Origin of the sequence: Flavobacterium sp. FlaQc-49, assembly GCF_044005985.1 — a bacterium.
GTDB classification, from domain to species: Bacteria; Bacteroidota; Bacteroidia; order Flavobacteriales; family Flavobacteriaceae; genus Flavobacterium; species Flavobacterium cupriresistens.
In genome coordinates this window covers 182,814-207,810 of the sequence record NZ_JBIPCS010000008.1, presented here as the reverse complement: position 1 = coordinate 207,810, position 24,997 = coordinate 182,814, and the positions used below count along the sequence as shown (strand labels likewise).

The following is a 24,997-nucleotide window of genomic DNA, read 5'->3' as shown; positions in this document are numbered from 1 at the left end:
ATCTATCTTTGCACTCGCAAATCAGGAAGGGGTGGTTTCCTTCCGAATTGATATAAATTTCATAATTTATAGTTTTTTGGTTAGTTAATAGCATAAAAACTCAGTCATTCCTTGACTGAGTTTTTTTGTTTTGGTACATTTGGAATAGAATTTGCATTTATCCTCATAAATAACTGTCAATTAGCACTATGAAAAAAATAGTCCTCATCCTATTAGTTCTCACTACATTTAGTTTCGACTCTCAAAAAGAAGATGCCTTCGATACTGGAGAATATTTCAAATTTAGAATTCATTACGGAATCATAAACGCCGGCTATGCAACTTTAGAAATAAAAGATGCTACGGTAAACAACAAAAAAGTGTTTCATGCGGTAGGTAAAGGTTACACCACCGGAATGTCGAAACTCTTTTTTAAAGTCGAAGATTTATACGAAAGTTATTTTGACAAAGAAACCGGCAGCCCCTATCGATACGTCAGAAAAATAAACGAAGGCGGATACACCAAAAATCAGGAAGGTTTTTTTAATCAAAATGAAAATAGAATTCTGGTAAAAGACTACAAACGCAACACCGAAAAAACGCTTGTAACAACTGACGCCGTTCAGGATATCGTCTCCTCTTTTTACTACTTGAGAAATCATCCGAATATAGATAAACTTAAATCCGGCGACTCCATTACAATCGATATGTTTTTTGATGATGAAATCACAAAATTTAAGTTAAAATTTATAGGCCGTCAAGATATTACGACTAAATTTGGAACCGTTTCTACAATGGTCTTCAAGCCTCTTGTACAAACAGGAAGAGTATTCAAAGAAAAAGAAAGTTTAACACTTTGGATCACAGACGACAATAACAAAGTCCCGATTAGAATTAAAGCAGACCTCGCCGTAGGTTCTCTTAAAGCAGATCTTGACGAATACAAAGGATTAAAAAATCCATTTAAAGCAAAAAAATAATGAACACCCCAGATAATACGGAATCCATCTTAAAAGAAATTGATCTTAAATTTCAAGCTATAAATCAAAAAACAGAAGTTCAACTTGAAGGTTTGCTTTGGTCAAAACCAATCACCTATTGGGATTACATTCAGACCGATGCTCTTTTGAGTCTTCAAACGCAACGCACCACCCTTCCTGATGAAATGGTATTTATCATGTACCATCAGGTAAATGAGTTGATTTTCAAAATGATCTTATGGGAAATTGACCAGATTGCGGATACCGAAAACATTCAGGTTGCTTTTTTTAGTGAAAGACTATCGCGAATCACTCGTTATTTTGACATGCTGACCAATTCTTTCAGCATTATGGAAAACGGAATGGAAGTAGAACAATACATGAAATTCAGAAACACCCTTACTCCGGCAAGTGGTTTTCAAAGTGCACAATACCGCTTAATTGAATTTGCTTCTACCGATGTAATCAATCTGACAGATCGCAGATACAAAGCCAACTTTGACGAAAATACCGATTTAGAAACCAGTTTCGAACATTTGTATTGGCAGGCCGCAGGAAAAGATTACCAAACAGGCAAAAAATCGTACTTACTTCAGGAATTCGAGAACAAATACAAGGAACAGTTTTTACGTCAAATCACCACATTTAAAACAAAAAACATCTGGCAAAAATTTACTCAACTACCAGAAGAAGACCAACTAAATCCGGAACTAATTCAAGCGATGCGTCATTACGACCATACGGTTAATATCACCTGGGTTATGCAACACCTTAATACTGCAAGAAAATACATACTGGAAAGCGGAAAAGGCAATGGAGAAGCTACGGGCGGAAGCGATTGGCAAAAATATATGCATCCAAAATACCAAAGACGCATCTTTTTTCCTAAATTGTGGACCGAAGAAGAATTGTCCAATTGGGGTAACGAAACCATCGTTTAATTTCCCAGTAAAAAAATAAAAGTTTGAAAAAAGCAGTCGTAATTATTATAATATTGTTTTCAATATTTTCATGTAAAAAAACAGAAGAGAAAGTCGAAACCAAAATTACCAAACCAAAAGCTAAAAAAGTTGAATTTGGTTTTAATTACACTGATTTTAATGTTATTCACGACACCATCCAAAAAGGAGATTCTTTTGGATCTATCTTCCAAGGTCAAAATATTGGAGATAAAAAAGTGTATGACATTGTAGAACAGATCAAAGATTCTTTTAACGTAAGAAGCATCCGCTATAACAAACCTTATACGCTACTTCGATCCAAAAACAAAACAAACAACCTTCAGGTTTTTATTTATCAACCCGATGCCTTGACCTATTATGTGGTTGATTTCAGAGACAGTATCGCAAAAGCTTATAAAAAAGTAAAACCCGTTACACTAAAACGTAAAATAATTGGTGGTGTTTTAAAAAGCTCTTTATCAGAAACTTTAGGAAACGAAAGTGTTGAAACAGCCCTTGCCAGCAGAATCACCAAAGTATTCTCGTGGTCCATTGACTTTTTTAAACTCAAAAAAGGAGATCGTTACGGACTCATTTTCACGGAACGTTTTATAAACAATAAAGTTTACGACGGAGTTGAAGAGCTGGAAGCTGCTTTTTTTGAATACAAAGGAAAAATCATTTATGCTTTTCCGTTTGAGAAGGACACGCTTTCAGGAAAAATAGAATATTATGATGATCAGGGAAGAACCTTGAAAAACTTTTTCTTAAAAACACCGATCAAATTCAGCCGAATCACTTCTCGTTTTACCATGAACAGATTCCATCCCGTGCAACACACCTGGAAAGCACACAAAGGAACTGATTATGCCGCTCCAACCGGAACTCCGATTTCTACAACGGCATCCGGAGTTGTTGAAGCAACAGGATATACAGCCGGAAACGGAAACTTTGTAAAAGTAAAACACAACGGAACCTACTCTACTCAATACTTACACATGTCCAGAATTTTAGTGCGCCGTGGTCAACGTGTAACACAGGGACAAAAAATAGGCTTAGTAGGAAGTACCGGCCTTGCATCAGGACCTCATGTTTGCTACCGTTTCTGGAAAAATGGTATTCAAGTAGATGCCCTTCGACTTAATTTACCAACCGGAGAATCCTTGACCGGAAACGACAGAACCCGTTTCATGAAACAAACTGAACCGTTAAAAAGAGAATTGGACAGCATTGGAAATTTGTAACAACGTTTTCTAAAACAAAATCAAATATTATTTCTAAAATTTAAAAAGAACAAAGGTTGATGTCATATCGGTCTTTGTTCTTTTTTTTATTAATTCAAGTTGCTATTAATTATCCTTTTAGAATTAATTGACCCCATTTGACGGTAGTACAAAAGGATTGATTTCCCTCCTGCTTCAGCTGAATGAGGTTAAGTTAAGAACTGTCCAAAAAAAGTCTCACGCAGATTTTAGCAGATCAAAATAAAAAATCCGCAGAATCTGCAGAATCTGCGTGAAAAAACACCTTAACTTAATCACATTGAGCTTCAGCCGGAAATAAATGATTGAGAAGTGTATCATTGGCTTTAACCAAAAGAACCTGGGCACAATTCGATTAAAGTCATTAAATCTTGAACTACTTATATTCCTCCAACTGAAGCAGGAGGCCATTCAAAAATTACATCTAAAATAATTTAAACAAAAACATTGCTTAAATACACTACGAGTCTAACCTTTATTTGTTTAACACTTTATCGATATCGCTTTTTCAGGATTAAAAACTAAAAATCAGGAAAACGTTTTCGTAACTAATTGTTATATAATTGCAAAGCTTTAAGCTATTAAAAACTAATTTCAGTATTTTTGTTTTTGATAATCCTATCCTTAATTAAACAAAAAAATGGCTTTAAACACAACAAACCCAACCGGGACTGAAGCGTGGAAAAATCTGCAAAACCACTATAACGCTACTCATAAAAATACGATACAGGAATTATTTCAACAAGATACTGCTCGTGTTGAAAAATTCAACTTACAATGGAACGACTTTTTAGTAGATTATTCTAAAAACAACATTAGTTCCGAAACGATCTCACTTTTACTGGAACTGGCCAATTCTATTGGATTAAAAAATGCCATTGCGGATTATTTCAATGGAGAGATCATTAACCTGACAGAAAACAGAGCCGTTTTACACACTGCATTGCGCGCTCCGGAAGCTGCCGTAATAAAAGTGGACGGAGAAAATGTAATTCCGGAAGTTTATGAAGTAAAAAACAAAATAAAAAACTTTACTCAGGAAGTTATATCCGGTCAAAGAAAAGGTTTCACAGGAAAAGCTTTTACTGATATCGTGAATATTGGTATTGGAGGTTCTGATCTTGGTCCTGTTATGGCGGTGGAAGCTTTACAATTTTACAAGAACCATCTGAACTTACATTTTGTTTCTAATGTCGATGGAGATCATGTAAACGAGATAATCAAAAAGTTAAATCCCGAGACCACTCTTTTCCTGATTGTTTCTAAAACGTTTACCACACAAGAAACTTTAACCAATTCTGAAACCATAAAAGAATGGTTTTTAAAATCGGCAAAACAAGAAGATATCGCCAAACATTTTGTGGCAGTATCGACAAACATCCAAAAAGTAACCGAATTCGGAATCAATCCTGACAATGTTTTCCCAATGTGGGATTGGGTTGGAGGAAGATTTTCTTTATGGAGCGCTGTTGGTTTGAGCATTGCATTGGCCATTGGTTTTGATAATTATAATGATTTACTACAGGGTGCTTATGAAATGGATGAGCATTTTAAAACCGCCGAATTTGACGAAAACATTCCGGTAACCCTAGCCTTACTAAGCGTTTGGTACAATAATTTCTTTGGAGCAGAGAGCGAAGCCCTAATTCCTTATACTCAGTACTTACAAAAATTAGCTCCGTACTTGCAACAGGCTACCATGGAAAGTAACGGAAAAAGTGTCGGGCGCGACGGAAAACCGGTAAACTACCAAACCGGAACTATCATCTGGGGAGAGCCGGGAACGAATTCGCAGCATGCTTTTTTCCAATTAATCCACCAGGGGACAAAAATAATTCCAACAGATTTTATTGGATTTGTAAAACCTTTATACGGAAATGAAGACCATCACGATAAATTGATGTCTAACTTTTTTGCACAAACAGAAGCTTTGTTACACGGAAAAACGGCCGATCAGGTTCAGGCAGAATTTGACAAGCAAGGACTTTCTCCGGAAAAAGCAACTTACTTAAAACCGTTCAAAGTTTTCACAGGAAACAAACCAACGAATACCATCCTGATTCAAAAACTAACACCAAAATCATTAGGTTCTTTAATTGCTTTATATGAACATAAAATTTTTGTACAGGGAATCATTTGGAATATTTTCAGCTTCGATCAATGGGGAGTAGAATTAGGAAAACAGCTGGCCAATTCTATATTAGATGAAATAAATACTAAAACTGTAAAAACGCACGACAGTTCAACTACATTCTTATTGAATCATTTTTTAAGAAATAAGTAAATTCACACTCCTTTATAACACACTGAAACGCTTTAATTTAACACAAATTAAGGCGTTTTTTCGCATAAAACACCCTGTAAACAGACCATCTGAACACCACTTTGAACGTTTTAGACTACAACACTGTAAAAAACATTATCATTTTAACAAAAAACAGCCCCTAAAATTCAAAAAAAAGTCATTTTGTTTAACACAAAAAGAAAAAATCATTTTAATACGCAACATATTATACAAAACTTGCTTTTCTTAACATTTTGATAACATTATCCGATTTAATTGTTATAATTTTGCCAAAAACAATAAACAATAAACTAATAACAAATGAAGACAATGAAAAATTGGTTACTTACTGGACTTTTGTTCATGATAGTTTCAACCGTATTTTCTCAAGGAAAAGTTTCCGGTACTATTACCGACGACGCGGGTGCAACTTTACCTGGAGCGAATGTTGCTGTTAAAGGTTCTACTAATGGGACTTCAACAGACTTCGATGGTAAATTTACAATCGACGTTAAAACTAGTACGGGAGAATTGGTTATTACCTATTTAGGATACGATTCAAAAACCTTAAAATTTTCAGTTTTAAACGGCGCAACAACTAATTTAGGCGCAATCGTTTTGGAAAGTAATTCAAACGAATTAAGCGAAATTGTTGTAAAAAGTACAGTAGTTGATATCGCAAAAGACAGAAAAACTCCTGTTGCTGTATCGACAATTAAGGCTGCTGAAATCCAGGAAAAACTTGGAACTCAGGAGTTTCCGGAAATCCTAAGAAACACTCCTTCTGTTTATGTAACTAAATCAGGTGGTGGTTTCGGAGATTCAAGAATCAATATTCGTGGTTTTGACCAGAAAAACATTGCTGTTATGATTAACGGTATGCCGGTTAACGATATGGAAAACGGTTCTGTATTCTGGAGTAACTGGGCTGGTTTATCAGATGTTACTTCTGCTATGCAGGTACAAAGAGGTTTAGGTTCTTCTAAACTTGCAACTCCTTCTGTTGGAGGTACGATCAACATTGTAACCAGATCTTCAGACAAAAAAGAAGGTGGATCATTCTCTTCTGGTTTTGGAAATGGAAGAAACTTTAAAGTTCAAGGTTCATACAATACAGGAAAATTAGCAAACGGACTTTCTGCTTCTGTATTATTATCTCAAACAATGGGAGATGGATACATCAACGGTACTCAATTTGAAGGAACAAACTATTTTATTGCTTTAGGATACGCTACTAAAAATAACAAACATGACTTTCAGTTTACTTTAACTGGTGCTCCTCAATCACATAGTCAAAGATCTACAGTTTCTACCATTGCAACGTACCAAAAATATGGTTCATTAAGCGATCCGAACATCAGATATAATGCTGATGCAGGATATTTAAATGGTGAAGAATATAACATCAGAAAAAATTACTACCACAAGCCGGTAGCTTCTTTTAACTGGGATTACAAAATCAACGAAACTACAAAATTATCTACAGTGCTTTACGCTTCTATGGGTCGTGGTGCTGGCGCTGGTGCTACTGGTGGTGTTGGAGGATTAATCTACAACAGTCCAGCATTTTTATTACCTAATGGAATGGTTGACTACGATAAAATACAAGCATGGAACTCTGGTCAGGGAACTGTTAACTTTAACGGAGCAAACCAAACAAGAACACAAATTGGTGGTGTTTACCAAAACAGTTCTTCAACAGGTAGAACAGGGACATCAGCGGCAAATTATGTTTACAATACTACATCAGGTATTTCGCAAACATCATCTATCAACTCACATGACTGGTTTGGTGCTGTAATCAACTTGAACAAAAAATTAACGGAGTCCTTAACTCTTGATTTCGGTCTTGACGCAAGAACTTACACAGGATACCACTTTACAGTAGTAAATGATCTATTAGGTGGAGGTGAATTTTATGACAATAACATTGCTAGTTTAAAACCAGCAGGAAGACACCTTACAAGTACTTACCCAACAGAGGTTCAATGGAATGTTTTCGACAAAAAATCATACGACAAAATTTCATTTAACAGTACTGGAAAAGTAAAATGGTTAGGTCTTTTTACACAACTAGAATACTCTAAAGATAATTTAACTGTATTTGTTCAGGGAGCTGCTTCTCAACAAGGATTTAAGAGAGAAGATGACTTCGTATATCTTCCAACTGATAAATTAGCTTCTACAAGCTACAAAAACATCTTTGGAGGTAACGTAAAAGGAGGTGCCAACTACAACATTAACGAAAAAAACAATGTTTATGTTAATGCAGGTTATTACTCAAGACAACCTTTCTTTAACTCGGTATACCCTAACAACAGATCTATCGTAAACCCAAATCTTACTAATGAGAAAATTACTGGATTTGAGGCTGGATACGGTTTCCGTTCAAGACTTTTTAACGCTACAGTAAACGTTTACAACACTACTTGGAACGACAGATACTTAAAAGGTAATGCATTACCAAGCGACAACACTACTTACACAGAATACCTAGGTCTTAACGAGGTACACTCTGGAATTGAAATAGAAGCAAATTCTAATATTACAGAAAAACTAAAAGTTAACGCAATGTTCTCTTATGGAATCTGGGAATACAAAGGAAATGCAACTGTTAATGCTTACTTCCAGGCAGACAACTCACCAGTTACAGGATTTACTGACGTACCAGTTTATATGGACAAAGTAAAAGTTGGTGATGCTGCTCAAATGACAGCTTCTTTGGGAGCTTCTTATGAAGTTTTAACACGAGTAACTATTGATGCTAACTATAATTTTAATGATAAATTATACGCTGGAATTAGCCCTACTAACTTCTCTTCTCCAACAAACAAAGGAGCATTAGAATTACCTTCTTACGGTTTAGTAGATGCTGGTTTCTCTTACAAGATGTTAACTGGAAAAAACAAAGACAAATCTGTTAACTTCAGATTAAACGTAAACAACTTGTTTGATAAGATCTATATTGCTGAGTCAAGAACAAACATTTTCGCAAGCGACAATGTAACTTCAAACGCTGCTGCAGGAACTTATGCTTCTAACAACAGACTTTACAAAGGAATTGCTGACGGTAACCAAGTATTCTTTGGTTTCGGAAGAACTTGGAACTTCACATTACGTTATGATTTCTAATATTTAGAATCTAAATAAATACCAAAAACGGCATTGACTTTTAGTTTAATGCCGTTTTTTTATAGTCCTTTTTTGTTATATTTGTTTTCAACAAAAAAACATTTTATGTACCATTTTATACAAAAACTCCACTCTGGCTGGGCTTATCTGGCATTGTTGGTTTTATTGATTGCCGTTGTAAATGCTATTATTGGCCTTACTTCAAAAAAAGAGTTTACAGCAAAAGACCGCAAAATTGCTTTATTTGCTTTAATCGGAGCGCACACCCAACTTTTAATCGGTCTAATTCTTTATTTTGTATCTCCTTTAGGGAAAGCTGCTTTTGGACAAATGTCTAATGCCGAACTTAGATTAACTTCATTAGAACACCCGCTAATCAACATTATTGCTATTGCTTTAATAACTATTGGTTGGTCAAAACATAAAAAACTTATCAATAGCACATCAAAATTTAAAACATTTGCTATTTTTTACGGATTAGGATTATTACTAATCTTTAGCAGAATACCATGGAACCTTTGGTTTCAATAAAAAAATTAAGTCCTAAAAAATAGGACTTTTTTTATCTCGGCATATTATTTGTACAAACTCCCCAAGTCTGAAAAAAATAAACTATGAGAATTAAAAAAAACATTTTAATCCCTTCACTTACATTACTTTTTTTAAGTTGTTTTACTTATGTCATAAGTCAAACGAAACCCACTACAGAACCTAAAATCATTCAGGATACTGTAAAAAATGTTAAACCGAATATAATTGCAATCCCAACAGATTCTGTTTTTACTGACAAAGGTTTAAAATTAAAGCCATACAAGAAAAATGCACATGCCTCCTACTACGCCGACCGTTTTAACGGAAAAAAAACGGCCAATGGAAGCCGATTCAGTAACAGTGCCTATACTGCAGCGCATAAAAAACTTCCCTTCGGAACAAGAATAAAAGTTACAAATGAAGCCAACGGAAAATTTGTAATTGTAAAGGTTACAGATCGCGGTCCATTTGTTAGAACCAGAGAACTCGATTTATCAAAAAGAGCCTTTATGGAAATCACCAAAAGCAAAGGTGCCGGTGCCATGAAAGTCACAATCGAAACTATAATAGAATAAAAAATAGCCGCCTCACAACAGAGACGGCTATTTTCTTTTACGAATACTGCAGAAGCAATAAACAACAAAGTTTAAACCATATAAGTTATAAAAGAAAATATAAGTTTAGCTTAACATGAACTTACATCACTTATATGGCTTAAAAAAAGCTTTATGTTTCACAAAGAAAACCTGTTTACCAACTGCAAACTTATTCCTTAAACCAACTTCCTGATGCTCATTATCACACCCGTGTGAATTCCTTCATGAAAGTTATTGAAGCTAAACGCATCCTCTATATTATGAAGCGTAAATCCGATACTTGTTGTATATTCCTGATATCCTTTGAAGAGTTGATTCTCAAAATCTAAAATAGCCTGATCAAAAGTTTCCTGAAGCAATTTTCGTACCTCATCAACTTCAGCTTGTGAAACATCACCTTCGGGTTTAGTGTCTTTTCTGTATTTGGCAATAAATTCATCTGAAACCTTCATTGGTAAACCTGACAATTTATACAATAAAACCTGCTGTGTAGCGACACAATGCGCCATATTCCAAATCAAATTATTACTAAAACCGTCCGGAATTTTATTCAACTGTTCTAGCGAATGACCGTCCAAAACCTTTAAAAGAACGTTTCTTATCGTTCTGTGCACTTCAAAAACTGAATTCATAATTGTAATTTTTTTATAAAATTAGGCATTTTTATATTTCAAATGAATTTTCTTTGTACTCAATTAAAATTAGAAATCATGAACAAAATATATTACCTGGCTTCTTGCGATACTTGCAGAAAAATCATCAAAAACTTACCTAAAGACAACAATTTGGTTTTTCACGACATCAAGCAAAATCCGATAACCGAAGCAGAATTAGACGAAATGTATCAGCTTTCGGGGAGTTACGAAGCTTTGTTCAGTAAAAAAGCACAGCTGTACAAATCGATGGATTTGAAAAACAAAGCATTGACCGAAGCCGATTTTAAAAAATACATCCTCGAGCATTATACTTTCATAAGCCGCCCGGTTTTTATTATAGATGGTAAAATTTATGTCGGCAACACCCAGCAAAATATCTTGCAGGTGATGAAAGCTTTGGAATAAAAGCACGTCAAAAACAACCTTCACAAAACTTACCCACGAATTTCACAAATAAAACCCGCCCGGAATTTATGAAATTCGATCTTTTCTAACATTGAATCGTTCACATTCGTGAAATTCGTGGTAAAAAATTGTAAAATCTGTTGTAGGCAACAGATTAACGATTTGCAACTCAAGACTGCAAACTTTTAATTATCTTTGCGCCTTTACACTCAATTATATGATACAATCTATGACAGGGTTTGGCAAAGCTTCTTTGCAATTGCCTACAAAAAAAATTACCGTCGAAGTAAAATCCTTAAACAGTAAAGGTTTAGATTTAAACGTAAGAATGCCCTCGCTTTACCGCGAAATGGAATTAGGCTTACGAACTTTTATTTCTACTAAACTTGAAAGAGGAAAAATTGATTTCGCAATTTACATCGAAAGTACTGCGGAACAAACTTCGACTAAAGTAAATGTTCCTGTTGTTAGAAACTATATCGCCCAACTACAAGAAGTTTACCCTGATGCTGATGAAACGGAATTAATGAAAATGGCTATTCGTATGCCGGACACTTTAAAAACGGAGCGTGAGGAAATTGATGAAAATGATTGGGAGCAGATTCAGGTTATCATTGAAGATGCACTTCAGAACATCTTAAATTTCAGAAGAGACGAGGGTGAATCTCTTGAAAAAGAATTCAATCTTAGAATCGGAAACATTCGTCAATACATGAATGATGCATTGGCTCTTGATCCGGAACGTGTTCAGGCCATAAAAGACCGTTTACAAACGGCTATTTCTGAATTGAAAGTAAATGTAGATGAAAACCGTTTTGAACAAGAATTAATCTATTATTTAGAGAAATTAGACATCACGGAAGAGAAAGTACGTTTGACGAATCATTTAGACTACTTTTTAGAGACGATAAAAGGCACAGAAGCCAATGGTAGAAAATTAGGCTTTATTACACAGGAAATGGGCCGTGAAATCAATACTATGGGATCTAAGTCCAATCACGCTCAAATGCAAAAACTGGTCGTGATGATGAAAGACGAACTGGAAAAGATTAAAGAACAGGTTTTGAATGTTTTGTAAAAGCCCCGTGCTTTATGCCTTAAGCTTTAAGCCATAGGCAAATAATGACATCAATAAAAAGCTTAAAGCGTACTGCCTAAAGCCTAAAGCATATATAATGAATAAAGGAAAGTTAATTGTTTTTTCGGCACCTTCAGGATCAGGAAAAACAACTATAGTTAGACATTTACTTGGGAAGGAAGATTTAAATTTAGAATTCTCCATCTCAGCAGCTTCACGCGACCCGCGTGGAGAAGAAATTAACGGAAAAGATTATTATTTTATTTCGTTAGAAGAATTCAAAAAACACATTAAAGCCGAAGATTTCCTGGAATGGGAAGAAGTATACCGTGACAATTTTTACGGTACTTTGAAATCTGAAATCGAACGTATTTGGGCTTTGGGTAAAAATGTTATTTTCGACATCGATGTTGCAGGCGGATTGCGTATCAAACATAAATTTCCGGAGCAAACACTGGCTGTTTTTGTAAAACCTCCAAGCGTTGACGAATTAAAACGCCGCTTAAAACAACGTTCTACCGAAAGCGATGACAAAATCAATATGCGAATCGCAAAAGCATCTGTAGAACTGGCTACTGCTCCACAATTTGATGTGATTATCAAAAACTATGATTTACCAGTAGCTTTAGAAGAAGCGCATCAATTGGTTAAAGATTTTGTAAACAAATAATTATTACACAAAGATTCACAAAGCAAAAAAGAGCTTCACAAAAAATTTATAAATTGCTTTGTGAATCTTTGTGAAAATTTTGCGAATCTCTGTGAAACAAACTATTTATGAAAATAGGCCTTTATTTCGGAACTTATAACCCTATTCATGTTGGTCATCTGATCATTGCCAATCACATGGCGGAGTTTGCTGATTTAGATCAGATTTGGATGGTGGTGACTCCTCACAATCCGTTAAAAAAGAAATCAACATTACTGGACGATCAACAGCGTTTAGAAATGGTTTATCTGGCTACCGAAGATTTTCCGAAAATAAAACCTTCTGATATTGAGTTTAAACTCCCTCAGCCTAGTTATACGGTTAACACCTTGGTGCATTTACATGAAAAATATCCCAACCATGAATTTTCTTTGATTATGGGTGAGGACAACTTAAAAACACTTCATAAATGGAAAAACTATGAAGTACTACTGGCCAATTATGACATTTATGTATATCCACGCATATCAGCTGAAGAGGAAAATATCGAACTAAAATCACATCCGAAAATCCATATTATTGATGCGCCGATTGTGGAAATATCGTCCACTTTTATTCGCAACAACATTAAAGAAGGCAAAAACATTCAACCGCTTTTACCTCCAAAAGTTTGGGAATATATTGATCATAATAATTTTTACAAGAAGTAACCCATATTATTCAACGATTACGTTTCTTGTTGGCGAGGAGGTACAAGTTCTCTTCCCGTCTTTGATGGTAACAGTTCCTTTTACGGCAAAAGTTCCTGCTGTACTGTAAATGTGTGAAATTGTTTTAGCGGTAACCTCCTGAAACGTTCCATCTCCAAAATCCCATTTCACATAACTAAAGGTATAAGTCCCGCCATAATCCACAGTAAAGTTAACTTTCTTTTTGTTAGTGGCGTCCTTACTGTCTGTTATATGAACAAGTATAGATTCTTCAACACAATCAATTATTTTTTCTGTATCCTTTTTACTACAGCAAAAACCAAGAAAAACAATTGCAACTACTACGATAAGAGATTTCAATTTCATTTTTTTTTAAAGATTTTAATTACTATTTAGTTATTTAATACCTATAGAAAATAAAATTAGAATTGCTCTTCAAGATTTTTTAAAGAAAATCATAACTGATAACGATAAAATCATATATGTAAAAAGCCCGAATGCGATTTACATTCGAGCTTCTGTGTTTTATACTGTTGTCAGCTCTTTTTTGACATTATTCCTGATTTCAGCAAGCGATTGATCTATTAGTAGTTTTCCATCTCTAAAAACTTCTTTAAGCTCTCCTTTTCGTTCTTCTTCCCAGGAAACATTATCGGTTAGCTTATACACACCGTCTACTAAATCAATTTTCATTAATCCTTTGGCCGACTTTTTAGTTCCGTCATCCGTAATTGGATCTTTGAAGATGGCTCTTCCTTCTCCGTTTACTTCTCCGTAAGTCGCCTTCATTGCAAAACCAAAAGTATCTCTTGTATTGTATTGGTAAGTAAAAGAACCGATTCCGAGAACAATATTGGTAGAAGCAAATCCTTTTACTTTTAATCGCTCACAGATTTGAGTTGCTCTGGCTACGGTAATACTGTCTCCGTAGATTGCACCAATTTGCGGTACTAATTCTTTAAAGCCTTTATCGTTTGTACTGCCGCCGAACACCTCCCAAAGCAATTCTATAACTCCTTTCTTTTCTTGTACTGTTTTTCCATTTGGATTTCCACAGATAATATCTACCGGATCACCACTGTCTGGACGAATCACCACTTTGCCTTCTCTCGAAACTATTTCCTCTTTTAATCGAGGTAAATAATCTGTTAGTACTTTCCATAAATCCCAAGTATCAGAAACGATTGAAACAATCCCTTTTGGATAGACTTCAGAAATTAGTCTTTTGAAAGTTTCATACTCCCCTTCCGTAGTTCCCATGCACATTACCGAATGTTCTGTCGCAGCAACCGAACCGGCAATTAACTCCTTATCTGAATCAGCATTGTAGTACTCTTCCATAAAATCAATAGCGGGAATCGTATCAGAACCAGTAAAACTCAACAAATGTCCTGCAGAAGATGTTAAAGAAGCTTCAATACCTCCCATTCCACGCATAGAGAAATCATGTGCCTGCCAATCTACAAATTCGGGAACTGATGAAGTTTCCTGAGCATATTTGTCTAAAACTTTTCGGTACTCTTTAGCAATTGTTGCCGAATTACATGGTAACCAAACTACAGCTGAAAGCAAGGTTTCGAAATAATTGGTCAACCAGAAAAACTCCGGAAGCGTGTTGTACATCGTGAACATTGGTACACGAATTGGCACACTTGCTCCTTCCGGCAACGCTTTAAAAACCATCGGAATATATCCTAAATCGTGTAAATCTTCGATATGTTTGGTTCCAACTAAATTTTCGCCTAAGTAATTATTGATTCTTCTTTCATATTTTCTAACCACTTCTTCTTTGGGTTGTTTGAAAAAATGCAATTCGAAGTCCTGAATAATATATTTTTTAATGAAATATTGCAATCCGAAAAACACAACTTCTTCAATACCTTCAATTCTTGATTTTCTTGGCGTCCAGTTAGAATACACGACTGTTGTTCCATCGGGATATTGTCTTCTGTGGTCTACTTTGTAACCATCAGTTAGTAATAATGGGTTCATGGTTTATTATTTTAATTTATAACTTTAATTTTTTTCGTTTGAGTATAACTCTTTAACTACATCACTTAAAACTCAATATATCTTGCAGGAACTTCATCCGTTAACCAAACACCGTTTTCCGAAAGATAAAATTTGAATCCCTCTAATTGCATTCTTTCGGCATCTACAGTTAAAATGACAGGCTTTCCTCTTCTTCCTCCAACTTTAATTGCCGTCTCTTTGTCTTTGCTGAGATGTACGTGCTGACGACTCATTTTCTGCAAACCTGTTTCTTTAATGCTATCTATACTGGCTGCTATAGTTCCGTGATATAAAAAACCCTCTGGTACAACCTCATTCAAATTCAACTCAACGTTTATAGAATGTCCTTGGCTGGCTCTTATTTTTGTTTTGTCTTCATTGAAAATAAAACGTTTTTTATCATTGGTTGCTACCACAACCTGAAGCAAGTCAAAATCTAGTGGCACTTTATGTTTATTAGACTGAGGAATCAATTCATCAACATTTGCCCAGCCATTTTCATCTAATTTTAAATCAATCGTTTCCGGTGAATGTCGGAGAACAAAACTCAGAAACTTGCTTATTCCTTTTATGATTTTTTCATCCATGATTTCTAAAACTATCTAATTTATTTTTTAATTCTGCATTACTACTTATAAAAGATCGCTCTGTAAAAAAAACATTTACCAATTCTATTCCATTACATATATTGGCATTAAACTCCATTAAATCCTCAGAAGGAACCCAAAGTTCATTATGACTTTTATCGCCCACATTCTGAACTTCATATTTTTCTAAGAAAGCAGTCTTTACTTCAAAAGCTGTAACGATCCCGATAAATCCGGAGAACTCATCTACAGTATTCCATTCAAAGGCAATTTGTTCTGCATATTGTTGATTCGTAACGGGATAAAAAATAGGCTGCCAATCTAATCTAGGCGGAAACTCAGTATAACCGGTCTCTGCAATTAATTCCATTTCTCTCAATCCTACCGGACGATACAATCGTGTTATTTCCATAGTCCTACTTATTTCAATTCATCTCTAACTTCCATCAAAGCAAAACCTAAAAGATTTAAACCTTTCCACTTCTCAGGATTATTAACTTCCTTATGATCTGCTGCCATTCCGATTCCCCAAATGGGATCAACGGGACTTGCTTCTACCAAAATTCTGTCTTTGGTGTTGCTTAAAAATTCTTTCAACTCTTTATTCTGACTGAACTTATAAAAATTCCCCAGTCGAACAATTTCATATCTGTTTTCTAACCAAACTGCATCTACATAATTTTTAACTTCTCTACCTAATTTCTTTGCTTCAGCCGGAGAATTAGCACGAATTATTTTTTCTAAAACAGCAGTATCATTAAACAATTCTGCTTTTTTGGCCATCATCCAGTGCTCGGCTGTTTTATACGTTATGTTATCAACTTCAAAAGAACTTAACCACCATTGACTGAAGCAGGTTTTAGAAATACTTCCGTCTTTATTCGGCTGATGTCCCCAGAAAAAGAGGTATTTATTCGCTTTTTTTTCTGTTATCAATTGATCTATAGTATATTTCATATCAATTCTTTTAAATCTACAACCTCAACTCTTTTATCCTCAAAATCTCTAAAAGAATTGGTTGTGAATATTTTTTCGAAGCAATCTAAAACTTCAAAACCTTTATTAAAAATCCCGTGGCTGACTGCTAAGTATAATTTTCCGGCGTTTTTGTTTTTTAATTCTTCGGCAAGACCAACAAATGTTCCGCCACCGTCACAAATATCATCTACAATTAAACAATCTTTTCCTTGTAAATCGTCTTCATATACTTTAAAGCCAGACAATCTTCCTGTTTTCACATCACGGCTTTTACTGCATTCTACTACCTCAACACCACCTAAAAATTCAGAAACTTTATAGATTTTCTTTAAAGCTCCTCCGTCCGGAGAAATGAGTTTTACGTCATTACCGATACTTTTAATAACCGTTTGAATAAAGGTATGATTCGGAATCACTTCACAGTTGTTCACCAATGCCGGAGTAACTTCAGAATGCGCGTCGAACACAAAAACTTTCTCTAGTTGCATTGCATTAATAATATCAGCATACACTTTTACAGACAGTGGCTCGCCTTTGATCATTACTCTGTCTTGTCTCGCCGCAGGAAAATACGGAATGAAGAGGTTTATGATTTTCACATCCATTCGTCTTAAAGCGTCTACGGTAAGACACAATAATCCTAAATCATTGAATGAATTTAAACGATGTGTAATGGTGATTTCTTCTTTAACATCAAAATCAGGATTAATCTTGATGTGTGGTTCTCCTCCTGAAAAGGTAAAACTTTTAAATTCTATTTCTTTTTGACCATTAAACGGTCTGAAATTTGGGTCTAGGTTAAGTATCATAATTTCTTAGTTTGCGTTAATTATACGCAAATATACATTTAATATTTTATTGAACAATTATTTTGTGTAAAAATTACGCAAACTTAATTTCAAAGTGAAACCCTTCTTTCACTAAAGCATTGTATTTATGAGCATTAAACCTAAATAATTTTGCAGGTCTTCCTGTTTTAACGGGTGAAAAATTAGCGGTTTCTTCTATAATTCCGTAGCTCAGGATTTTTTTTCTAAAATTTCTACGGTCAATTTCCTTCTCTAAAATCGTACAATACAGATTTTCGAGTTCAGAAAACAGAAACTCATTGGGTAGTAAATCAAAACCAATTGGTTCGTAGGTGAGTTTTGCTTTTACTCTTTCTATTGCTTTTTTCAGAATCAGATTGTGGTCAAAAGCCAATGCAGGAACTTCTTCTACCTTACACCATTGCACTTTTTCCGCATCAGAGTCGGCTTTGATTATTAGCTTGGAAGGATCTACCAAAGCAAAATAAGCAATGGAGATTACCCGATTTCTGGGATCCCGAAGAACGTCATCACCAAATGTAAATAACTGCTCTAAATAATTTACAGCAACATTGGTTTCTTCTTTCAACTCTCTTTTAACCGCAGCTTGCAGAGATTCCTCATTTTGCACTAATCCTCCCGGAAAAGCCCAATACGACTCACTGGATCCAAACTTTTGCTCGATTAAAAGCACATACAATTGATTGTTTTGATAGCCAAAAACAATTGCGTCTACTGCAACCCGGATATTTTGATTTGCTGACATAATGCGTATAATTTACACAAATATAGATACAAATTATTTTAGGTAATCGACGAGAGATTAAAAAAGTAGTTTTTCACAAAGCCCAGACCCACACTTCCCCCTATGTCAGGCTGAGCGAAGTCGAAGCTCTCTCTAACTTAAACAGCCTTCGACTTCGCTCAGGGTGACACCTCGACTTCGCTCAGTTTGACAGTTGTATAAATGAGAAATTTAACTATCATTATCGCAAAACTGCCTTCAATTCTGCAGAGACAATCTCAAAGAGCGAATTTAAATTATTGTTTTTAGCAGTTAACAGAAATACATCTACTTCAGGCAATCGATCGCTTTCCCACAACAACTGCAACTTTTGGTCCTGAATAAACTGTTTGGCATTACAACTCCACGTAATAGCAACACCAGAGTTTCTCGAAAGTGTTTCTAACATTTGATATTCTGACGGAATAATATAATTAGGAACCATTGACGGCCTTTTTTTATTGAAAGCATGCAACCAGAATATTTTTATATGCGGAATCCTTGCTTCGTGACTGTACCATTTCTGATCATTTAGCCAATGTTCTACTTCAGTGAAATTTTGAGATTGCACTTTTTGATTAAACTCCTGGATTTCTTCATTTATAGAAGTCACCATGACCAATTTTATCTGACCTACAATTTCCTGAACCGTATCAAACGTATCATAACGTTTGGTCACAATCGCAAAATCAAGCTTTTTAGCATCTATAAGAGCAAAAAGAGAATCATTATCGGCAAAAGTAAAATCAATAAAATCAAACTTAGAAATCAAAATACTCCCTAAACTACTGTACAAATTTTTCGAAATACCTACGGAAACTAATCTTTTAGAATCCTGTGCTTTAGCTCTAAAACCGCTTTCCACATTTTCTAAACGATCGAGCGCATCAATAATTAAATTATTAAGTAACTTAGCGTATTCGGTCGGCTCTACTCCTTTTGATTTTCTGTTGAATAATTTATTACCCACATGCGCTTCCAACATTGACATCTGCTGACTTACGGCAGGCTGACTCATAAACAACTCTCTTGCCGCAACGGAAAAACTACCGTTTTTATAGACCGATTTAAAAGTTCTGTACCATTCGAGATTGACCATGATATAAATATATTTATAACAAACATAGTTTATTTTATTTTTACTGATATCACTAAAGCACTAAATTTGTTTAAAAATCAGACATTATGAAAAAAATAGTTTTACTCGCGATTATAGCAATCACGGCTGGCAGTCTTTCTGTTACAGCTCAAAAATCAAATAAAAAAGGAACAAAAAAAGTGCTGTTTGTTGTCACCAGCAATGATAAACTAGGAAACACCGGAGAAAAAACCGGATTCTGGTCAGAAGAATTTGCCGCGCCTTATTATGAATTACTGGACAAGGGTATTGAAATTACAATTGCTTCTCCTCTTGGAGGCCAACCCCCAATTGATCCGAAAAGTGCAGATCCGGCTTCGGCAACAGAAGACACCAAGAGATTTGACGCTGACAAGGTTTTACAGGAAAAATTAAAAAAGACGCATAAACTTTCCACGATAAATCAGGCAGATTACGATGCTGTATTTTATCCGGGAGGTCATGGTCCACTGTGGGATTTGGTGGAGGACAAAAGTTCTATTGCTTTAATCGAGTCTTTTTATACGCATAAAAAACCAGTCGCATTTGTTTGTCATGCTCCGGCCGTTTTGAAAAACGTAAAAGTAAAAGGGCAATATCTGGTAAAAGGTAAAAAAGTGACGGGTTTTACCAATGAAGAAGAAGCTGCAGTTGGCCTGTCGAAAGTAGTTCCTTTTCTATTGGAAGATGCTTTAACACAAAACGGAGCAAAATTTTCGAAAGCAGGAAACTGGCAACCGTATGCAGTAGAAGACGGTCTTTTGATTACAGGTCAAAATCCCGCTTCGTCTAAATTGGTAGCTGGAAAATTATTAGAACAATTAAACGTTAAGAAGTAAGAGGAGGTGCTAAGGTTCTGAGTGGCTAAGTCTCTAAGATTTAGTCTTTTTAAAAACTTAGACACTTAATACCAAAATAACTAAACCCTGAGAAATAAGAAAAGAGGCTAAGAGTCTGAGCGGCTAAGTTGCTGAGATTCTTATCTTAAAAAACTTAGACATTTACTTCCTTTAAATTAATAACCCGAAATTATTAAAATTAATAGCCGGAAAATTATTGCAACAATTAAACGTTAAGAAGTAAGGAAGAGGTACTAAGGTTCTGAGTGGCTGAGTCTCTAAGATTTAGCCTATTTAAAAACTTAGACACTCGCCTCTCTAAATTAACGATCCGAAAATTATTAAAACAACACAATACTGAAAAGCAAAAAAAGACATTAAGAATCTGATTAGCTAAAATTTACATTAAAAAAAACTTAGCATCTCAGCAACTTAGCACCTCAGTATCTTTAAAAAAAAACACTATGTTAAACTTTGAATTATACAATCCGACGAATTTGATCTTCGGAAAAGGACAAATAGAAAAACTTTCAACCTTAGTTCCAAAAGACGCTAAAATTCTTTTGGCTTACGGAGGGGGAAGTATCTTTAAAAACGGAATTCACGAACAGGTACTCCAGAATTTAAAAGGTTTTCAAATCGTAGAATTTGGCGGAATAGAACCCAATCCACATTTTGAAACTTTAATGAAAGCGGTTGACGTTATTAAAGCGGAGAAAATAGATTTCATACTTGCCGTTGGGGGCGGTTCTGTGATTGATGGGGTAAAATTCATTTCGGCCGCAGTGAACTTCGACGGAAATCCGATTGATATTTTACAAAAACGCCTTTTAATAAAAGAAAACGCGGTACCATTTGGAACCGTTCTAACTTTACCGGCAACGGGAAGCGAAATGAATTCAGGAGCTGTAGTAACGATTCAATCCACACAGGAGAAACTGGCTTTTGGCGGAAGTGCTTTATTCCCGAAATTTTCTATTTGTGATCCGACTGTTATTGCTTCTTTACCAAAAAGACAATTGCAAAACGGTGTGGTAGATGCTTACACTCACGTTATGGAGCAATACCTGACCTACCCACACGAAGGTTATTTGCAAGACCGAATTGCAGAGGGAATTTTGCAGACTTTAATTGAAGTTGGTCCAAAAGTGGTAGAGAATCCAACCGATTATGCTTTGGCTTCCAACTTTATGTGGAGCTGTACCATGGCTTTAAACGGCTTGATTCAAAAAGGAGTTCCTTCTGATTGGGCTACGCATATGATTGGTCACGAATTAACCGCTTTGTATGGTATCGATCATGCCAGAACTTTAGCGATTATTGGTCCAAGTCTGTACCATGTAATGTTTGACACCAAAAAAGAAAAACTGGCACAATACGGAAGACGTATTTTTAATTTAAGCGGTACTGATGACGAAGTGGCTAAAGAAGCGATTAATCATACAGTAGCGTTCTTTCATACTATGGGAATGGATACCAAACTGTCACAATACACCAACGATTATGATAAAACCGCTGATTTCATTGTAAACCGTTTTGATGAAAGAGGTTGGAAAGGTTTAGGTGAAAAACAATTGATCACGCTGGATAAGGTTAAATCTATTGTGGAGATGAGTTATTAGTTTGCGGTTTTCAGTCGCAGTAGTCAGTAAAATTGAATCGCAGTTTTTGACTGAGACCGAGAACTGACACTAAATACTACAAACAAAAAAAGGCGTTCTTAAGTAATTTAGGAACGCCTTTTCAAAATACTAAAACAAAACTAACTAACTCAATTTGTGCTAAACTCATTAAAATTCTAATTTATAAATACTTACAACGTACGGATTACAATTTTATTGTCTGACTGTTAAAATATTTTTAGAATTATTCCAAACTACCTGAAAACCATTGTGCTTACAAGCGTCACTTTAAATTTCTTAAATCAGATTTTGTATTATTACTACTTTATTAAGTACTTTTGCTTTAAATTATTAAAATAATGAGCGAAAATTTAAAGTTTGCCGTAATTGGAGGAGGAAGTTGGGCTACAGCAATTGTGAAGATGCTTTGCGTAAATCTTTCTGAAATTTCGTGGTACATGCGTAATGATGCTGCTATAGAGCACATTCAAAAATACAAACACAATCCAAATTATTTAAGTTCGGTTGAATTTGATACCCAAAAACTTAAATTAACCAATAATATAAATGAAGCGGTTGCTTACGCAGATTATATAATTTTTGCAATTCCATCAGCTTTCTTGGATGCGGAACTTAAAAATCTTACCGTTTCTCTGGCTGATAAAATTATTTTTTCTGCTATTAAAGGTATTGTTCCGGAAACCAGTTTAATTGTTGGAGAACATTTCCACATTCAATACGACATTCCTTATTACAATATTGGTGTTATTACCGGTCCTTGTCATGCTGAAGAAGTAGCATTAGAAAGACTTTCGTACTTAACTATTGCCTGTGGAGACCCGGACAAAGCTAAAAACGTGGCTACATATCTTTCCGGAAACTATATCAAAGCCAAAATCTCAGACGACATTATCGGAACAGAATATGCTGCAATGCTTAAAAACATTTACGCTATTGCTGCCGGAATTGCACACGGTCTTGGTTACGGTGATAATTTCCAATCGGTTATGATGAGTAACGGAATCCGCGAAATGAAAAAATTCATTCGAAAAGTACACAAAATGAAACGTAACATCAATGACTCTGCCTATTTAGGAGATTTATTAGTTACAGGATACTCTGTTTTCTCGAGAAACAGAATGTTCGGAAATATGATCGGAAAAGGATACACGGTAAAAAGTGCCATGATGGAAATGAGCATGGTAGCAGAAGGTTATTACGCCACCAAAAGTGCTTACAAACTAAATCAGGGTTACGGTGCCAAAACACCAATTATAGACGCTGTTTATGCCGTATTATATGAAGGAAAAGATGCTAAGTCGGTTTTTAAGAAACTAACGGAGTCTTTGGATTAAGTCGCAGTCGCAGTCGCATAAAAAAAAGAGTCAGAAATAATGCTTATTTCTGACTCTTTTTTTTTATATTTTTCCCTGAAAATTGGGACTGAAGACTGTAAACTGAGACTGAAGACTAAAAACCCTACTTCACCATAACCCCTTCAACAAATAAAATCGGCACTTCCTCCGTATCGTTTTCATTGATCAGATTGGATTTGAAAATGAATTTCTTATCGTATAATGTGTTTCCGATAAAGAAAGTCACCATGAATTCGTTGTTTAAAACCAAAAGACTTTTTTCAATCATTTCGATTTTCACTACAGAAACAGCGGGAACCTCAACAAAAGCGTGGCGTAAAACTGAGGTCTTTTTCATTTCACCTTCGATAGTTCCAAATGCTTTGGAGACTACCATAACACTATCCAGATTAAAGTCACTGTCGTTTACCAAATAAGCGTACCAGACTTTTTCCATAAAATCATCGCTCCATTCCTGAACGGCAGCAAGAAATACGTTTTCTACTTCCGGGATTGTTATATCTTTTTTCATTTTTATTAAAAGCTTTAAAACCTTTGTCAAAGCGTAAAACTCTGACAAAGGTTTATTGTATTTTTAATTAAAGATTTTAGAATTGCAAAAATTAAGCTGCACCTAAAACCTACAATTTTTAATTATATGTTTGATTTAAATTGCTCCAAGAAACGAACATCATTCTCATAGAACATACGGATATCGCCAATTTGATACAACAACATGGCAATACGCTCTACTCCCATTCCGAATGCAAAACCGTTGTATTCATCAGGATTGATGTCACAGTTTTTAAGAACATTAGGATCCACCATTCCACATCCTCCAATTTCCAACCAACCGGTTCCTTTGGTGATACGATAATCTGTTTCGGTTTTTAAACCCCAATAGATATCGATCTCGGCACTAGGTTCTGTAAATGGGAAGTACGACGGACGCAAGCGAATTTTTGACTTTCCAAACATCTCTTTTGTGAAATACAATAGGGTTTGTTTTAGATCTGCAAAAGAAACGTTTTTGTCAATATACAATCCTTCCACCTGGTGAAAAATACAGTGTGAACGTGATGAAATTGCTTCGTTACGGAAAACACGCCCCGGAGAAATCGTACGGATTGGCGGTTTGTGATTTTCCATATAACGCACCTGAACAGATGACGTATGGGTACGCAACAACACATCAGGATTAGTCTGAATGAAAAAGGTATCCTGCATATCACGTGCCGGATGGTATTCCGGTAGGTTTAAAGCCGTAAAGTTATGCCAGTCATCTTCGATTTCCGGGCCTTCAGAAACGTTAAAACCTATATTCGCAAAAATATCAATAATCTGATTTTTAACAATCGAAATCGGGTGACGTGAACCAATAATCACCGGTTCTGCCGCACGCGTTAAATCGCCAAAAACACCTTTAGCTTCTTCTTTGCTTTCTAATGATTCCACAATTGCTTTTACTTTATCTTCAGCAGCTGTTTTTAATCCATTAATAACTTGTCCGAATTCTTTCTTTTGGTCGTTTGGCACGTTTTTAAATTCAGCAAAAAAGTCGTTTAAAACTCCCTTTTTTCCTAAGAATTTAATACGGAATGCTTCCAGCTCTGCAGCGTTTTCTGTCGAAAAGGCTTCTGCTTCGCCGATATACTCTTTTATCTTATCTATCATTTCCATTCTATAATTG

At 35.3% G+C, this 24,997-nt stretch carries 25 protein-coding genes; 14 read left to right on the top strand and 11 right to left on the bottom strand.

All coding sequences use genetic code 11. From position 1 onward, the window contains the following. Positions 1-188 precede the first annotated feature (188 nt). From ACHRV3_RS17225 to ACHRV3_RS17195, 7 genes are all read left to right on the top strand, one after another. A complete protein-coding gene (locus tag ACHRV3_RS17225; protein ID WP_047776684.1) occupies positions 189-959 on the top strand; it encodes a DUF3108 domain-containing protein in 771 nt (256 codons plus the stop codon). Continuing rightward, positions 959-1,900 (top strand): tryptophan 2,3-dioxygenase family protein, encoded by a 942-nt coding sequence (locus ACHRV3_RS17220; RefSeq protein WP_047776683.1) that lies wholly within the window; start codon positions 959-961, stop codon positions 1,898-1,900. Before ACHRV3_RS17225 ends, ACHRV3_RS17220 begins: the two co-directional genes overlap by 1 nt. 23 nt (positions 1,901-1,923) lie before the next feature. Next, positions 1,924-3,144, top strand: a complete 1,221-nt coding sequence (locus ACHRV3_RS17215) for a peptidoglycan DD-metalloendopeptidase family protein (RefSeq protein WP_395435410.1) — start codon at positions 1,924-1,926, stop codon at positions 3,142-3,144. Between the two features lie 658 nt (positions 3,145-3,802). After that, positions 3,803-5,446 carry a glucose-6-phosphate isomerase gene (gene pgi, locus ACHRV3_RS17210; RefSeq protein ID WP_395435411.1) on the top strand — a complete coding sequence of 548 codons (1,644 nt, stop codon included), beginning with the start codon at positions 3,803-3,805 and terminating at the stop codon, positions 5,444-5,446. Between the two features lie 321 nt (positions 5,447-5,767). Then, a complete protein-coding gene (locus ACHRV3_RS17205; RefSeq protein WP_230003777.1) occupies positions 5,768-8,578 on the top strand; it encodes a TonB-dependent receptor in 2,811 nt (936 codons plus the stop codon). A 105-nt stretch (positions 8,579-8,683) separates the two neighbouring features. Further along, a complete protein-coding gene (locus tag ACHRV3_RS17200; RefSeq protein ID WP_047776847.1) occupies positions 8,684-9,109 on the top strand; it encodes a hypothetical protein in 426 nt (141 codons plus the stop codon). A gap of 83 nt (positions 9,110-9,192) precedes the next feature. Further along, positions 9,193-9,684, top strand: coding sequence for a septal ring lytic transglycosylase RlpA family protein (locus tag ACHRV3_RS17195; RefSeq protein ID WP_047776674.1), 492 nt, complete (start codon positions 9,193-9,195; stop codon positions 9,682-9,684). Between the two features lie 197 nt (positions 9,685-9,881). Here the strand turns inward: ACHRV3_RS17195 and ACHRV3_RS17190 are convergent, their stop codons facing one another. Then, positions 9,882-10,337, bottom strand: a complete 456-nt coding sequence (locus tag ACHRV3_RS17190) for a DinB family protein (protein ID WP_047776673.1) — start codon at positions 10,335-10,337, stop codon at positions 9,882-9,884. 78 nt (positions 10,338-10,415) lie between these two features. Here ACHRV3_RS17190 and ACHRV3_RS17185 point away from each other — a divergent pair, with 78 nt between their 5' ends. The 4 genes from ACHRV3_RS17185 to nadD all read left to right on the top strand — a co-directional run bounded on the left by ACHRV3_RS17185 (position 10,416) and on the right by nadD (position 13,203). Then, positions 10,416-10,766 carry an arsenate reductase family protein gene (locus ACHRV3_RS17185; RefSeq protein ID WP_395435412.1) on the top strand — a complete coding sequence of 117 codons (351 nt, stop codon included), beginning with the start codon at positions 10,416-10,418 and terminating at the stop codon, positions 10,764-10,766. A 217-nt stretch (positions 10,767-10,983) separates the two neighbouring features. Then, a complete protein-coding gene (locus ACHRV3_RS17180; protein WP_047776670.1) occupies positions 10,984-11,844 on the top strand; it encodes a YicC/YloC family endoribonuclease in 861 nt (286 codons plus the stop codon). A gap of 97 nt (positions 11,845-11,941) precedes the next feature. Next, the gene (gene gmk / locus ACHRV3_RS17175; protein ID WP_047776669.1) at positions 11,942-12,514 is read left to right on the top strand and encodes a guanylate kinase; all 573 of its coding nucleotides are present in this window, start codon (positions 11,942-11,944) and stop codon (positions 12,512-12,514) included. Positions 12,515-12,621: 107 nt separating this feature from the next. Beyond that, complete coding sequence (nadD, locus tag ACHRV3_RS17170) at positions 12,622-13,203, top strand: nicotinate (nicotinamide) nucleotide adenylyltransferase (protein ID WP_047776667.1); 582 nt, start codon at positions 12,622-12,624, stop codon at positions 13,201-13,203. Positions 13,204-13,209: 6 nt separating this feature from the next. Here the strand turns inward: nadD and ACHRV3_RS17165 are convergent, their stop codons facing one another. The 8 genes from ACHRV3_RS17165 to ACHRV3_RS17130 form a co-directional block, all read right to left on the bottom strand. Beyond that, a complete protein-coding gene (locus ACHRV3_RS17165; RefSeq protein ID WP_395435413.1) occupies positions 13,210-13,569 on the bottom strand; it encodes a PKD domain-containing protein in 360 nt (119 codons plus the stop codon). A 159-nt stretch (positions 13,570-13,728) separates the two neighbouring features. Continuing rightward, positions 13,729-15,195, bottom strand: coding sequence for a nicotinate phosphoribosyltransferase (locus ACHRV3_RS17160; protein ID WP_395435414.1), 1,467 nt, complete (start codon positions 15,193-15,195; stop codon positions 13,729-13,731). Between the two features lie 65 nt (positions 15,196-15,260). Beyond that, positions 15,261-15,803 (bottom strand): RNA 2'-phosphotransferase, encoded by a 543-nt coding sequence (locus ACHRV3_RS17155; RefSeq protein WP_395435415.1) that lies wholly within the window; start codon positions 15,801-15,803, stop codon positions 15,261-15,263. Further along, positions 15,796-16,215: an ADP-ribosylation/crystallin J1 gene (locus ACHRV3_RS17150; RefSeq protein WP_395435416.1), complete on the bottom strand. Its 420-nt coding sequence runs from the start codon at positions 16,213-16,215 to the stop codon at positions 15,796-15,798. The genes ACHRV3_RS17155 and ACHRV3_RS17150 overlap by 8 nt, the downstream gene beginning before the upstream one ends. Before the next feature lie 8 nt (positions 16,216-16,223). Then, a complete protein-coding gene (locus tag ACHRV3_RS17145; RefSeq protein WP_395435417.1) occupies positions 16,224-16,760 on the bottom strand; it encodes an NADAR family protein in 537 nt (178 codons plus the stop codon). After that, positions 16,757-17,590, bottom strand: a complete 834-nt coding sequence (gene prs / locus ACHRV3_RS17140) for a ribose-phosphate diphosphokinase (protein WP_395435418.1) — start codon at positions 17,588-17,590, stop codon at positions 16,757-16,759. Before prs ends, ACHRV3_RS17145 begins: the two co-directional genes overlap by 4 nt. Positions 17,591-17,663: 73 nt before the next feature. Continuing rightward, complete coding sequence (locus ACHRV3_RS17135; RefSeq protein WP_395435419.1) at positions 17,664-18,356, bottom strand: NUDIX hydrolase; 693 nt, start codon at positions 18,354-18,356, stop codon at positions 17,664-17,666. A gap of 220 nt (positions 18,357-18,576) precedes the next feature. Beyond that, complete coding sequence (locus ACHRV3_RS17130) at positions 18,577-19,473, bottom strand: LysR family transcriptional regulator (RefSeq protein WP_395435420.1); 897 nt, start codon at positions 19,471-19,473, stop codon at positions 18,577-18,579. Positions 19,474-19,559: 86 nt separating this feature from the next. Between ACHRV3_RS17130 and ACHRV3_RS17125 the strand changes: the two genes are divergently transcribed. The 3 genes from ACHRV3_RS17125 (at position 19,560) to ACHRV3_RS17115 (ending at position 23,307) form a co-directional block, all read left to right on the top strand. Next, positions 19,560-20,330 carry a type 1 glutamine amidotransferase domain-containing protein gene (locus ACHRV3_RS17125; protein WP_395435421.1) on the top strand — a complete coding sequence of 257 codons (771 nt, stop codon included), beginning with the start codon at positions 19,560-19,562 and terminating at the stop codon, positions 20,328-20,330. 464 nt (positions 20,331-20,794) lie between these two features. Next, positions 20,795-21,952 carry an iron-containing alcohol dehydrogenase gene (locus tag ACHRV3_RS17120; RefSeq protein ID WP_395435422.1) on the top strand — a complete coding sequence of 386 codons (1,158 nt, stop codon included), beginning with the start codon at positions 20,795-20,797 and terminating at the stop codon, positions 21,950-21,952. 359 nt (positions 21,953-22,311) lie between these two features. Continuing rightward, positions 22,312-23,307 carry an NAD(P)H-dependent glycerol-3-phosphate dehydrogenase gene (locus ACHRV3_RS17115; RefSeq protein ID WP_047776644.1) on the top strand — a complete coding sequence of 332 codons (996 nt, stop codon included), beginning with the start codon at positions 22,312-22,314 and terminating at the stop codon, positions 23,305-23,307. Between the two features lie 124 nt (positions 23,308-23,431). On the opposite strand, the gene ACHRV3_RS17110 is transcribed toward ACHRV3_RS17115, so the two are convergent. Then, the gene (locus ACHRV3_RS17110; protein WP_047776642.1) at positions 23,432-23,839 is read right to left on the bottom strand and encodes a hypothetical protein; all 408 of its coding nucleotides are present in this window, start codon (positions 23,837-23,839) and stop codon (positions 23,432-23,434) included. A gap of 122 nt (positions 23,840-23,961) precedes the next feature. Further along, complete coding sequence (pheS, locus tag ACHRV3_RS17105; protein WP_047776842.1) at positions 23,962-24,981, bottom strand: phenylalanine--tRNA ligase subunit alpha; 1,020 nt, start codon at positions 24,979-24,981, stop codon at positions 23,962-23,964. Positions 24,982-24,997 lie beyond the last annotated feature (16 nt).